Source organism: Kosakonia sp. AG348 (assembly GCF_003337365.1).
GTDB lineage: Bacteria > Pseudomonadota > Gammaproteobacteria > Enterobacterales > Enterobacteriaceae > Kosakonia.
Window position 1 is genome coordinate 103,298 of sequence record NZ_QPJR01000007.1, and the last position, 15,278, is coordinate 118,575.

General features: G+C 53.0%; 4 protein-coding genes. 1 reads left to right on the plus strand and 3 read right to left on the minus strand.

Going from position 1 to position 15,278, the window contains the following annotated elements; all coding sequences use genetic code 11:
- Positions 1-147 precede the first annotated feature (147 nt).
- Complete coding sequence (locus DFO56_RS17305) at positions 148-8,211, minus strand: non-ribosomal peptide synthetase (protein ID WP_082071794.1); 8,064 nt, start codon at positions 8,209-8,211, stop codon at positions 148-150.
- Between the two features lie 810 nt (positions 8,212-9,021).
- Between DFO56_RS17305 and DFO56_RS17310 the strand changes: the two genes are divergently transcribed.
- A complete protein-coding gene (locus tag DFO56_RS17310) occupies positions 9,022-9,735 on the plus strand; it encodes a 4'-phosphopantetheinyl transferase (RefSeq protein WP_045512203.1) in 714 nt (237 codons plus the stop codon).
- Positions 9,736-9,797: 62 nt separating this feature from the next.
- Here DFO56_RS17310 and DFO56_RS17315 read toward each other — a convergent pair whose 3' ends face one another.
- Entirely contained in the window at positions 9,798-13,562 is a 3,765-nt protein-coding gene (locus DFO56_RS17315; RefSeq protein ID WP_045512200.1) for a filamentous hemagglutinin N-terminal domain-containing protein, read from the minus strand.
- A gap of 682 nt (positions 13,563-14,244) precedes the next feature.
- The gene (gene pstS, locus DFO56_RS17320; protein WP_370447820.1) at positions 14,245-15,276 is read right to left on the minus strand and encodes a phosphate ABC transporter substrate-binding protein PstS; all 1,032 of its coding nucleotides are present in this window, start codon (positions 15,274-15,276) and stop codon (positions 14,245-14,247) included.
- Positions 15,277-15,278: the final 2 nt, after the last annotated feature.

Sequence of the window (15,278 nt, forward strand, 5' to 3'; positions counted from 1 at the left end):
TTCCCTCGCCTTTTCCCGCGAATCACTTTACCAGCGTGCAAATACAACCGGAAGCAGGAGGCAGCGCGGATCTTTGTTTTTAGACGCATAAATAAAAAAACCACCTCATCCGAGGTGGTTCAGGTTGGTGATGAGAAACGGGCCCGGCTAAGGCTGACTGATCACGGTCGTAATATGATCGGCAAGCGCGCCCGCGTGCGGCATGGTCAGCATAGTCATATGATTTCCTGGGCTCAGCATGGCGGTGAATTGTGTCGCGTATTCACGCCATACCGCTTCGCGCTGTTCCCGCTCTGCCCCATTAGCCTCTTGTGCAGTAATGCTATGCAACCTCCCCTGGTAACGCGCGCGGGGAATATAGGAGGTATTGAGGTTTGCGTACAACACATGGAAAACACCAGCCAGCAACGAAAGTGGCGTGTTGCGGGTGTAAACCCCCGCCTCAATCAAAAGTTGATGTAAACAGATAAGCCGCTGCTGTGGCGCCATTCCCAATAGCGCGTCCTCCGTAATGGGCAGCTCCCGGTTCAGCATCAAATTATAAATGCTGATTAATTTCATCACTGCCCCGAGGTGGCTGACCGGCGGTTTAGCCCCGGGAGAGCGGCTGTCAATGATAATCAGATCGGCAACCGTCTCCCCTTGCGCCTGTAATTGCAGCGCAATTTCAAAGGCTATCCAGCCGCCAAAGGAGTGCCCAATAAGGTGATATGGCCCGGAAGGCTGACGTTCACGCATTGCGCTGATGTAATCACGTGCCGTCTCTTCAATTGTCAGATGCGGCATGGTTTTCACATCGGTGAGCCCGCGCGCCTGCAGCGCATAAACAGGAAGTGTTGCAGGCAAAAGTCCCACCACGTCAAGAAAACTGAATGCGGATGCACCGGCACCCGGGATGCAAAATAGTGGCGTTTCGCAATCGGCCCCCGCCTGCATAACAACCACCGGCTGGTAGGAAGATCGGGGGAGCAGGTCTGCCGACATTGTCTTCGCCAGTTGCGCCAGCAACGGCGGTTGCATAATCGATAAATGCGACCCACCAATAACATGCAGCGACGAATCGCTGCTTACTGTGCCGTGCCAGCCGCGCCAGATGTCGTCGCTTTCCTCCAGATTTGCCGTGTAAAGATTGATGGTGAGATCCGCAGGAATCGGCTGATACCGAAGCCCCAGCGGCCTGATGTACAACACCGTTTCCAGGCGTAACAGCAGATCCTCATAGCCAATATCCTTCGGCAACCAGTTATGTTCGCTGCAAAGATCAAAAACGGCTTGCATATCAAGGGGACTTTGCAGCTGTGCCAGTATCGACCTTTCGCTCTCCGGCACATGCATGGATAAGAAATTGACGATCATTTCGTCACGCACTGCCGGCTCGCTGCTCGCGCTGACATCACGCTTCTGATGCGCAGCCGGATGATAGCTGTCAATCATGCCGATAAAGGCGATCTCTTCCCCGCTTCGTTGCAACTGCAGTGCAATTTCATAACTGATAACACCGCCCAAAGACCAGCCCGCAAGGTGGTAAGGTCCATGCGGCTGTACGCGACGGATGGCTTCAATATGGCAGGCGGCCAGCGCTTCCAGCGATGTCGGCGGATTCTCTGCGTTATGCAGACCAAGTGCCGAAAGTGCATACACGGGGCGATCGACCCGCAACATCGTAGCCAGCGGCGAATAGACCAGCGGATCGCCGGAAGGCTCGTGTACCAGAAAAAGCGGCGGTTGCGTACCTTCCCCCCGCAGCACAACAGGATTATCGGCAAAAGGTGATGCGAGTGATTTTTCCCTGTCCTGAATAAAGCCAGCAAGCTGCGCCAGGGATGGCCTGGCAAAGAGTGTCGCCAGTGAGATAGCCAGCCCAGTTTTTGCCATGCGGTTTAACAGCTGAACCGCCAGTAAAGAGTGACCACCGAGTTCAAAAAAGTTGTCATGCCGCCCGACCTGCGACAGCCCCAGCAGCTCACACCAGATAGCCGCAAGCATGTTTTCCACCTCACCAGCCGGGGGTTCATCCCCGCGGGTGACCAGCGCAGCGCGATCCGGCGCGGGCAGCGCCTGCCTGTCCAGCTTGCCGTTCGGCGTAAGCGGAAAGCTCTCCAGCGTGACGTACGCGGCTGGCAGCATATATTCCGCCAGCGACTGCGCCAGCTGCTGACGCAGCCGGGCAGGCTCCGGCGTGTGGCCGGGTTCTGCCAGCAGGTAAGCGACCAACCGTTTGTCACCCGGCGTCTCTTCCCGTGCAATCACCACCGCGTCACGCACGCCAGCGCACGCCGTCAGGCAGGCCTCGATTTCCCCCGGCTCGATGCGGAATCCGCGCAGTTTGACCTGGAAATCATTACGCCCGAGGAACTCAATATTGCCGTCCGGCAGCCAGCGACCGAGGTCGCCGGTTCTGTACATCCGCTGACCTGGCGTGAACGGGTCCGGCAGGAAACGCTCTGCCGTCAGTTCCGGGCGGTTGAGGTAACCCCGTGCCACGCCGTTGCCAGCGATATAAAGCTCGCCGCAGATCCCCAGCGGTACTGGCTGACCGTGATCATCGAGGAAATAGATCTGCGTGTTGTCGAGCGGTTTGCCAATGCACGGCGTCGCCAGCGTTTTATCAACCACGCACATACTGGCATTGACGGTACACTCCGTCGGCCCATAGGCGTTAACAAAACGGATCTGCTCAATGTTTTGCATGGCCGACCAGGCTGATAACGGGATCGCATCGCCACCGATAATGACAGTACAGGGATAGCCCTCATACGCTTTCTGTAACCCTGCGGCAATCAGCCCCTGCAACTGAAGGGGCGTGCAATCGATCACATCAACGCGTTGACGGCGCAAGAATGCTAACAGCGCGCCACCCTCTTTACGAACCGCCTCCGGAACGATGACCATCGTATGCCCCAACAGTAAGTGCACCCAGCTCTGCACCGAGGCATCAAACACAATGCTGGCATTCATGCTCACGCGCGAAGGATGTTGTATACCCAGCCTCACCTGTATGGCGCTTTGCATGCTGACAACATTGCGGTGCTCAACCATCACCCCCTTGGGTTTCCCGGTCGAGCCGGAGGTGTAAATCACATACGCCAGATGCTCCGCCGTCAGTCCCTGCGGCTCCGGGTTGTGTTCCGCCACACCGTCCTCCGGCGCCGCATCCGTCAGCACCACCGGCAGCGCGGTATTCAGTGTCTGCACCAGCGCCCGCTGCGTCACCAGCGCCACCGGGGACGCATCCGCCAGCATATAGTTCAGCCGTCCCACCGGGTACGCCGGGTCCAGCGGCACATACGCGCCCCCCGCTTTCAGAATGCCCAGTATCGCCACCAGCACATCCGCGCTGCGGGGCAGACACACCGCCACCCGGTCATCCGGGCGCACACCCAGCGCCATCAGCCGGTGCGCCAGCCGGTTGGCCCGCCGGTTCAGCGCAGCGTAGCTGAGCGTGATATCGTCGCAGACCACCGCCACCGCCTCCGGCGTGCGCGCCACCTGCGCCTCAAACAGCCTGTGAACCAGCCCCTCCGCCGGCACCGCCGCCCGCGTGGCGTTAAACGCCACCAGCACCTGGTTGCGCTCCCCTTCGGGCAGCACGGGCAGGCTCAGCACCGGGCGCTGCGGCTCATGCGCCAGCGCCGCGCTCAGCGCCGCCAGCGTGGTCAGCAGGTAACCCAGCTGGCGCTGCGGGTCGATGCCGGCCACCGTCTGCGCCGTCAGGATGAACCCCTCCCCGGTATCATCCACCGAGAACGCCAGCGGGTAGCTGGTCCGCTCTTCCGCTTCCAGCAGCCGGATACCCTCGCGCACAAGATTGCTGCGCGCCGGGCTGTGGCGGTAATTCAGCAGCGTGCTGAACAGCGGCAGCGGCTGCGGCACCCCGCTGCAGCGCAGCGCCAGCGCCAGCGGCGCCTGTTCATGCTCACACAGCGCCGCCAGCGCATCCCGCGTGGTCAGCACCGCTTCCTGCACTCCCTGGCCGGCCAGCGACACCCGCAGCGGCAGCGTGTTGATGAACATGCCGGGACCGGATTCGCCGCTGTCCCCGGCCTGCAGACGGCCCATCAGCACGGTGCCGAACACCACGTCATCCCGTCCGCACAGCTGCGCCAGCAGGCGCGCCAGCGCCGTGTGGAACAGCACGCCGGGGCTGACGCCCAGCCGGCGCGCCTGCGCGCGGATATGCCCCGCCAGCGCGGTATCCAGCGTCTGCCGCGCTTCCCCGCACACCCCGCCGCTTTCCCGCGTGTCGGCAATGTCATACGGTGCGGTCGGGGTGTCAGTATCCGCCAGCCGGGCGCGGAACCACGCCTCATGCTCACTCTGCGGCACCCGCAGCGTGCGGGCGATAAAGTTGCGGTAGGGCACCGGCGCCGCCAGCGCGGCGGCGTTCCCGTCCAGAATCTGCGTGATTTCATCGCAGACCAGCGCCATGGAGATGTGGTCGCAGACCAGATGATGAAAGTTAAGCGCCAGCAGCCACCGCTGCTGTGCCGGGTCGTACGCCGTCCGGGCGCTGAACAGCGGGGCGCGGCTGACGTCCATGCGCTGGCTGTGCGGGCTGGCCTGTGCCCGCAGCTGTCCGGCGACATCCTGGCCGGTCTGCGGCACAAACGCCGTCACCGGCAGAACGGCCTGACGCCAGACCACCTGCACCGGGCGGGACACGCCCTGCCAGCACACCGCGCTGCGCAGGATGTCGTGGCGGTCTATCACCTGCTGCAGCGCTGCCAGAAACGCCTCCAGCAGCACGCGGGAGTCAAAGGCCAGCAGGCTGCTGAGCAGGTAGGCATCCCCCTGCGCCTGCAGCAGATGGTGGAACAGAATGCCCTCCTGCAGCGGTGACAGCGGGTAGATGTCCTGCACGTTCGCCGCGCCGCCGTCCACCGTCTCCACCACCGCATCAGTCTCCGCCTGCGTCAGGCTGACCAGCGGCAGCATACCGGGCGTGATGGCCCGGCAGTGCGCCGGGATACGCGGCGGCGGAACCGGCGACTCCGCCTCCCGGACGGTGATGCGCTGTGCCATCTCAGCCAGCACCGGGGCGGAGAACGCCCCGCGGATATCCAGCGCCATCCCCTGGCCGCGCAGCCGCTCCAGCAGGCTCACCACCATCAGCGAATGGCCGCCGAGCTCGAAAAAATTGTCCTGCCGCCCGACCTGCGCCAGCCCCAGCAGCTCACACCAGATGGCGGCCAGCGCGGTTTCCACCTCACCGGCCGGAGGTTCATCCCCGCGGGTGACCACCGCCGTGCGATCCGGGGCGGGCAGCGCCTGCCTGTCCAGCTTGCCGGTGGGCGTAAGCGGGAAGCTCTCCAGCGTGACAAACGCGGCGGGCATCATGTGCTCCGCCAGCGACTGCGCCAGCTGCTGACGCAGCCGGGCTGGCTCCGGCGTGTGGCCGGGTTCTGCCAGCAGGTAGGCAACCAGCCGCTTATCGCCCGGCGTGTCTTCCCGCACCATCACCACCGCGTCGCGCACGCCGTCGCACTCTGTCAGGCAGGCGCTGATTTCCCCCGGTTCAATGCGGAACCCGCGCAGTTTGACCTGGAAATCGTTGCGCCCGAGAAACTCAATGTTGCCGTCCGGCAGCCAGCGCCCGAGATCGCCGGTTCTGTACATCCGCTGGCCGGGGGTGAACGGATCCGGCAGAAAACGTTCTGCCGTCAGCTCTGGCCGGTTGAGGTAACCACGCGCCACACCGTTACCAGCAATATAGAGTTCGCCCGTCACGCCAAACGGCACCAGTTGACGGTGACTGTCCAGAATGTAGATCCGCAAATCGGAGAGCGGGCCGCCAATCAAACTGGCACCGTGCGAGGTAATATCTGAAGGCGCTATTTCATACCAGGTGGCATGCACGGTGATTTCCGTGATGCCATACATATTGATAAGCCGCGTATTACGGTTTGAGGCGTTGTTAATCCACGGCACCAGAGAACGCATTTCAAGCGCTTCGCCGCCAAAGATGATGCAACGCAGGGTGTGTGAAGTTGAGTCCTGGGCGGCAATTAACTGGCGGAATGCGCTGGGGGTTTGATTGAGTACCGTAACCTGTTCACGGCATAGCAGTGCATAAAGCGTCTGGGGTGAGCGAGCGCATGCGGTTGATACCACAATCAACCGCCCGCCTGAGCATAACGCGCCGAATAACTCCCAAACGGAAAAATCAAAAGAGAAAGAGTGGCATAGCGACCAGGTATCTTTACTACTAAAGCTAAAAACAGGCTGGCAGACAGTTAAAAGGCGGGTGATATTGCGGTGTTCAACCATCACGCCTTTGGGCTGACCTGTGGAACCGGAAGTATAAATAACGTAGGCCAGATGGTGCGCCGCCAGGCCGAGAGATAATGGCACAGGATTGCTCTCATCATCTTCGTCAGCGACGGCTGGTAACGGCGCATCCATTAACACGGCAGGAGTAGCGCTATTCAGCGTCTGCGCAAGCGCAGAATGGGTGACCAGTGCGGCGGGGGCGGAATCTTCCAGCATGTAATTTAGCCGTTCGCCCGGATAGACCGGATCCAAAGGAACATAGGCTCCGCCCGCCTTGAGGATACCGAGGATGCCGATCACCATGTTGAGGCCGCGCTCCAGGCAAATAGCCACGCGGTCATTCGGATGAACACCCAGTCTGATGAGCTGATGGGCCAGCCTGTTTGCCCTGCGATTCAGAGCGTCATAGGTTAATGAACTCCCCTCGAAAACGGCAGCGATAGCCTGTGGCGAGCGACGGACTTGTGCTTCAAACATTTCGTGGACTAATAGGTTAGAAGCGCCACTTTCTATAACATGAGCAGGCTGCAGCAGTTGCTGGCGCTCATGTGGCGATAAAACCGGCAGGAGAGACACTGGCGTATCAACATTCTGCAACGCGCCTTCCAGTAATACAGCAAGGCGAGATTGCATAACCTGAATATCGGCAGGTGTGAAATAGTCGAGGGAATAATTAAACTCAACGCAGACCGATTTGCTCTGTTTATTATTGCCGGTGATGGCGTACTGATTAATGGTTATCGCTAAAGGATATTGCGCCCGGTGATGAGGTTTGATGGTTTGTATTGTCGCCCCTTCCAGATGAATGTTAACGTCGTAAGGTTCATAGGATAACGACATATCAAATACATTCGCCCTGTCGGTATGTTGCTGTTTTTTTATTCTCCGGTTAATTTCCGTAATCGGCAGCCGCTGGTGTTTATAGCAAATACGTAATTCATCGGCCGCTTTTTGCATTACATCAGAAAAGGAATCCTTCTCCGTTAATCTAATGCGAACCGGGATAACAGAGGCATACATTCCCACCGCCGCTTTTTGTCGGGCATTTTTTCGATTATGGAGTGGGATACCAAAAACAATATCATCAACGTTTTTTACTCTTTTAAAATAACAGGCAAAAAGGGCATACATGAAATGCAATACGGACAACCCATATAAAGAAGCCGCCTGTTCAATGCGCTGAAAAAGGCTTTCCTCAAGCATCCAGCTTACAGGCTCAGGCAGATATGATGCCGGAGTCCGCGCCGTCACCAAAGGCTGGAATAATTGCGGCGGCAATGCCGTATATCGCTCAAGCCAAAAAGCCTGGTCTTTGATGCACTGCTTCGCCCCCAGATAAGCCGCGTCACTGGCAACAAAATCGGTATAAGATAACGATGCGCTTTCAGATAAATGCTCCCCGCGAATTAGACGACTATAATTTTCGCTCAACTCTGCATTAAGCAGGCTCAGGCTCGTTCCATCGGCAATAATATGGTGACAGCACAGTTGCCAATACCAGCGGTTATTGCCGGCAAAGATTAATGCGCTGCGCCATAACCTTTCAGCCAAATTAAATGGCTGCGTAAAGTTTAAATTCACATACTGTTCAGCTTCATTTATTGGATTATCCGTTGTCGAAAAATCCTTAAATTCCATTAATGGCAAAGCGGAAGAGTCAAAATATTGTGCTGGCGACGTACCGGCAACCATACGCAGACGAAATACATCATGCCGCTTAATGACGGAATCAAACGCTTTAACTATGATATCGGGAACGATATTGCCATCAATGATCATCACGCTCCCTATATTGTAATTTGTTAATTCAGGATTCAGCGTCTGAGCGAACCAAATCGCTTGCTGATCTGAACTCAATGGAAATGGCGACGCTGGAAACGCTGTACACTCTTTCGCCACCCATGCACTGTCTAAAAATCTATTATTGGTAGATATGTCCATATATTCCAACCTAATTAATGAAAGCCAAATCGTCGTAATTAATTGACAGCACACTTATTTCCGCAAAGCAGGGCACCATCAAATAATATTCCTGATGAATGTTTTATCCTTAAATGAACGGCTAATTATCCACTGACCCCCTGGATGCTTTGTCGTCAACGCCGTGAACCGTATGAGGTAAAACTGAATGTGTCTTAACGACAATCCTATCAATTAGTGTAACCGTCCACTCTTAACACCAGATATAGCCATTTTAAAAAAGTACGTAATAATACCGGGGGAAATCATTACGTAAGATTGACATCATATAAAATACACCATAAATCAGTCCCATCCGCTCACTCATGGCGTTATTCCCTTGAGATTAAACGATCTGTAGCGAGTAATAACCCTTGCAGTTAACAATAATAAATACCTTTTGCGTCTTTATGGCAAGAAAATATATCACCTTGACAGCACTTCATTGATATATACAGCACCATACGCTTGATAATAAAGATGTTATTATTTTTAATTTGACAAAAAAACCGTTTCACATTTACGTTTATCACTGCAACGAAAAATTCCGAGAAGAGTTTATTTTATTATTCCGCACAATTATTCATGTAATGGATAGATAAACCACAATATAAAAGAAAGCCTTGATGTTGATGAATGGTAATAGTGTGATTTCCTCAAGATGATTCCCCACCATCGCACTCTTGTTACGAAAGAAATAGGTGACGACGACACCACCTGCGGTACACTGATTGCGTTTGCTGACAACATGTTTACCGATGTACTTACTCGTTAACTTAATGATAGATAAATATGTTTACCCCACAACTACGTCATTCCTCTTCTGCTTTCGTGATGCAGTCAGAAACTGGGTGCATCACGCAATTCCCTGCAATAGCTTACTGTAAGGTCACATTCGACGCGGCCTCTTACCGGGATGCCCTTTTTAGCGAATATGGCATCCCTTTTCCTTCGGTGCTTGATAAAGCGGTAGTAAAACGGCGCGCGGAGTACCTTGCGGCTCGCTATGCCGCCGGACAATTATTACAAAATGCTGGCTGTGATGGTCATGTGGGTACGTCTTCAGGCCGGGAGCCCGTCTGGCCTGCGGGCTGGTGCGGCAGCCTTTCTCATACCAGTGGTCACGCTATTGCGATTATTGCGCCCCGTAACGCAGGCTTAACGCCAGGCATTGATATTGAAATGTTCGACGCAAAGACCATGAGGGAGACGGCGGAGATGTTCACCAGCCCTGAGGAACGGCGATTACTTGCCGCCTGTGGCTTAGCGTATGAAACGGCGTTGCTGATACTGTTTTCCGCCAAAGAGAGTCTGTTTAAGGCGCTCTATCCTGAGGTGAAATTTTTTTTCGGTTTTGAAGCGGCGCGAATCTATCGTATCGATACTTCGGCACATAGCATTACCCTTGAGCTAACGCAGCCGCTGACGCCTGAGCGCAGACAAGGATGCCAGTTTACTGGTCTGTATCTTATCGGGGAAAATCGTGTGATTACGCTGATCGCGTAAGGCAGTGGCCGGGTATCAAATCAGGAAAGGCAGCAGCGATTGCCGCTGCCTTTTGTTGCGACTTACAGACCCACAATGGTGCCGGTATTGGTGAGCGTATTCGGTTCGAGATCAAGGCCGTAAAAACCGCCCAGAACCGCGTCTTTACCGCTGTTGGTGACTTTACTTGCGGTCACTTTCGCGGTGCCATAACTCAGCATATTGAGATAGTTATAAACGTTACCGTCTGTTTTCACGGTTAATGCATAATCGCTGACAATATTGCCTCGGTTATTAATATCGTTTACCGCATTAATCCCAATGCTTTGCCCAAGCATATTACTGTTGCTGTTGTTGGTAACATGCCGTTGGGTAGTGAGGGTAAGGCTGGTTCCCGCCAGGATATCTTTGAAGTTCTCGATACCGTTCAGGGCATTAATCGCCAGCGCGTGATCAGCGGCGATGGTGTTGCGGTTATACAGCACACCTTTCAGCACGCTGAAATTCACATCGCCTTTACCGCTGATCCAGCCATAGTTGGTGGTGCTGTTATCCACGCTCAGGTTCAGGTTCTTATCCGAAGCGATAACGCCTGTCGCTGTTCCATCTTCCAGCTTACCGTTGCTGTAGTTTTGCAGCGAAGCGGCGCTGATATCAAGATTGCCTGCACTGTAGGTCATCGCATAGTTATTGTAGAAAGTACCGGCGACCTTAATCAGGGCATTGGCGCCACTCATTAGCATCGCTCGGGTATTATCAAACGTTCCTCTGGACAACAGACTCAACGGACCATTTTCGGCAATCATGCTGCTGTTGTTGTTGTAGATGTTCTGCCCGGAAAGCGACATTCCAGCTTTACCAACCATACCGCCCACATCACTCGCTACGCCGAAATACTCACTGTTGCTACGGCCAAAGTTATTGCCATCACGGTTTTCGATACTGCCGGCCGCATTGATGGTGAGTGACTTATTTGCCGCAATCAGCGCCGTGTTGTTATAGACACTTGATCGGGAATCAATGGAGATGTTTTCACCTGCGATTAACCCGTTGTTATTATCCACCGAGTTAGCAACCAGCTTGATATCCCCCACCAACGAGGTTACCGAACCCCGGTAGTTATCGAAATTGCCCGCCATGATAAGGTCAATATCTGTACCGCCAGCAATCTGTCCATAATCATTACGTAACCAGTTCCCGCTAATTCCGACATCGCCAGCAGAGATAATCTTACCGCTATAGTTATCAACCGTTCCTTTTGCCGTCACATTTACATCGCCCGTCAGGGAACGCAGCGTACCGCGGTTATTACCTACATTACTATTCGAGGTAATTGTCAGATCACCTCCTGCCTCAATAAGAGAATTATTGTTGGTGACGTTGTTTGCGGTAATAGAAATATCACCAGCACCCAGCATATAGAGATAGTTATACAGATTACCTTTGGTCACAACGCTAATATCGCCATCGCTAACAATATTACCGCGGTTATTAATATCGTTTACCGCGTTAATCGTTATCCCGTTACCGACCATATTGCTGTTGTTGTTATTTGTCACATGACGCTGCGAATCCAGCGTCAGGCTGCCACCTGCGGAGATATCTTTAACGTTCTCGATACCGTTCAGGGCCTTGATCGCGAGTGACTTATCAGCGGCAATGGTATTGCGGTTATAAAACGCCCCTTTCACAACATTCAGCGCCACTGCGCCTTTACCACTGATCCAGCCGTAGTTAGTGAAATTGTTGTCGACATTAAGCGTAATATCTTTATCTGAGGTGATAAAACCTGTGGCGTTATTATCGATAAGCGTACCGTTGCTGTAGTTTTCCAGGGAAACGGTATCGAGTGTGAGGTTGCCTCCACTGTAAATCGTTGCGTAGTTATTGTAGAAAGCCCCGCCAGTTTTAATGGCGGTATCAGCCCCGCTGACCATCAGCGCACGCGTGTTATCAATGTTCCCTTTCGCCTGCAGGCTCATTGCCCCATTTTCTGCAATGATGCGGCTGTTGTTGTTGTAAATATTCTGCCCGGAAATCTCAACGCCGCCTTTACCGATCAAGCCACCGATCTGTTGCGGCATGCCGAAATAGACGCCAAAGTCATTGCCAAAGCTATTACCATCGCGGTTATCAACATTCCCGCCTGCATGGATGGTCAGTTTTTTACTGGCTAATACCAGTGAGCGGGTGGCGTTTACTCCGGATTTTGCGTCGATGGCGATATTTTGCCCCAACATGAAACCGCCGTGAGTATCTACCGCGTTCGCACTCAGTGAGATATCACCTTCTTCCGCACTCACAACGCCAACATAGTTGCTCAGGTTACCGTTGACCGAGACCTCCACGCCTTTCTTGCCGCCGATGCCACCGTAGTCATTACGATAGGAGTCGCCCTTCACAATCACTTTGCTATTGGAAAGAAGATTGCCGGAATCGTTATTGACCAGCCCCTTGCTGTTTAGCGAAACATCGCCATTTGATGCGATCTGACCACCGCTGTTATTGATGCTATTAGCATTGATCTCCACACTGGTATCGCCCGCGATGCCTAAGGAGTCGGAACTGACGGTATCCGCTGTTTTGGTGCTACTGTTGTTAACCGCGCCACCAGCAGCGATTTTGATATGGCCGCCAGCAGAGCGGATTAAACCTTTGTTGTTATCGATGTTGCCAAGGCTGGCAATATCCATGTCGCCTGATGTTTCCAGAATACCGCTATTGTTGTTAATCGCGCCGGTATCCAGCCCCAGATAGCCACCATGTATCTGGCCGTTACTGTTATTTAACGTACCCGTTTTTAAGGTGACAATCCCCGCTTCAATGCCGACATTGTTCCCTTTACCGGCATTGGTAAAGGTATTGTTATTGGTATCGACGGCCAGCATACCGCTGGCGGCAATTTTGCCGTTGGTGTTATCAAATGCGCCGCTATTAACGTAGATATCTGCCGTAGTGGAAATCGTACCTGAACGGGCATTAACAATTGCGTTCTTATTGGTATCGAGATAAATAGCACCAGCAGAAGTAATAACGCCCGTAGTGTTATCCAACTTGCCGTTGGTATTAATCTTTGTTGAACCGATCGATTGAATCTGCGCATTACTGTTCAGTAGCTGGCCATTGGCATCAATGCTGATGCCGCCAGTACCACCGGCAATAACCCCCTGATTACGCACACCGACGCCGCTTTCGGTACTGATAAGATTAATTTTGTTCGCGTACATACCGCCAACTTGCGCAACGTCAACGCTATAGCTGTTACGTGAACCTGACGCAGTGACAGTGCCGGTCACCTGGCCGTCTGTATTAACGTAGTTATTACCCGCAACAATATTCAGTTCGTCAGCGGTAACTTTCCCGCTTAGCACTACATTGCGTGACAGAATTTCAGTTGGACTGGCGTTATCCAGTTTACTGATAGTAACGGTGCCGCCGTTTACGGAATAACCCGCAAGTTTGTCGTTCTGAATATCTGGCGTGCCGGTGGTCAGTGTGAGTTTATCGGTATTGATCGTACCGCCACCATTAACCGTAATGCCATTAGGGTTGGCGATAATCAACGCGGCTTTATCGCCCGCCACTTCCATCATGCCGTTGATCGTCGATGCATTTTTAGAGGTGACTTCATTGAGAATAACTTTTGCCGACCCGGATGTCAGATTGCTGTTACCCTGGATGGTGCCGCCCAATACTGTATTGGATGCTGAACCGCTGTTATTAAAAATAACACCGTTTTTATCGACGTTCAGGTTGTCCCAGACATTATGTGACAGGCCATTGCTGTTAGGCTTATTAATATCCACGACCGGCACGCCATTCGCATTATATAGCGTGCCATTTTTCATATTTAAACCAGCGGAATGCGCAGCAGCAGGTAATGCCAATATCATTACTACCGTCAACGGGGCCAACTGAGTTCTCACAAGGCGTTGAACTTTCTTTTCCGTATTAATCACGCTTTTGCTTCCCTTTAATTAACTTTCAGAACCAATTTGAAATAAAACGTTCTCGACCTTGCTTCATGAACCAGGATTGTATTTTATTTATTCGAACAAATTCACCGGTAAACAACACTATGGATACCAGTTCGGAATAAAAGTGGAAACCTGGCACCTCGCAAGAAATCTGAATTTCTATAAAGCCTGTGAAAGCAAAAGCATCAGGATTGAATAGAACAGTACCCGCAAGCAGGGGAATAAAACAAGGCCGCGTGAGAAAATAACAGGGGTTGAGAACCAGAACAATACACGACACTTCAAAATCAGAGGATTCAGCTAGCGTGTCGGGTGATAAATAAACATTCAACGCGCATCATTTAGAATATTTTTAAAAGCATTAAGAGAATGGAAATATCGATACAGAACTGTCTTTTAAGCCAATATAAGAAACGTCAATATTAATAACCTCCTTAATACAACTCTTCATCGATTAACTTAATAAAATAAACAACGTTACGTAAGAAAATAGCTGCGGGCTAATAAAAAAAACCCGGTAGCGTACCGGGTTTATTTTTAAGAGATAGTGAGATTAGAACAGCGGTTTACCAGAAGCGTCCTGTACATTGGCTTTCCATGCAGCGCGAACCTGAGCGGTAACGGAATCCGGCAGCGGCGCGTAATCCAGATCGCTGGCGATGGTGTTGCCATTTTTGTAAGACCAGTCGAAGAATTTCAGCACTTCGGCGCCTTTCGCTGCATCATCCTGTTTTTTATACACCAGGATAAAGGTAGTGGACGAAATCGGCCATGCATCTTTGCCTTTCTGGAAAGTGAGATCCTGAGCGAACGATTTGCTCCAGTCTGCCCCTTTGGCACTGTTGCTGAAACTCTGCTGCGACGGCTCAACCACTTTGCCATCGGCGTCAAACAGCTTTGTCCAGGTCAGGTTGTTCTGCTTAGCGTAGGCGTATTCAACATAGCCAATGGAGCCCGGCAGACGCTGCACAAACGCGGCAACACCATCGTTACCTTTGCCGCCTAAGCCAACCGGCCAGTTCACCGTTGAGCCTTTACCCACTTTGCTTGCCCAGTCAGCATTCACTTTTGATAAATAGCTGGTGAAAACAAAAGAGGTGCCGGAACCATCTGCGCGGCGCACCACGTTAATATTCGTATCCGGCAGTTTGACTTTCGGGTTCAGTTTGGTGATTTCCGGGTCGTTCCACTTTTTAACGTTGCCCAGATAGATATCGCCCAGCGTTTTACCGTCCAGCGTCAGTTCGCCGGATTTTACGCCAGGGATATTAACCGCCAGCACCACGCCGCCAATGACGGTCGGGAACTGAAACAGGCCATTTTTCGCCAGATCATCATCACTCATCGGGGCATCGGAAGCGCCGAAATCCACGGTTTTCGCAATAATCTGTTTGATGCCACCGGAAGAACCGATCCCCTGGTAGTTCACCTGAGATCCTGTCTGTTTCTGGTATTCAGCTGCCCATTTTGCATACACAGGCGCCGGGAAAGTACCACCAGCACCCGTCACATTCGTTGCCGCGAAAACAGTAGTCGTAGAAAGTGCAAGAGCAGCAGCCATCAGGCGAACTGACGCATTAAGCATTG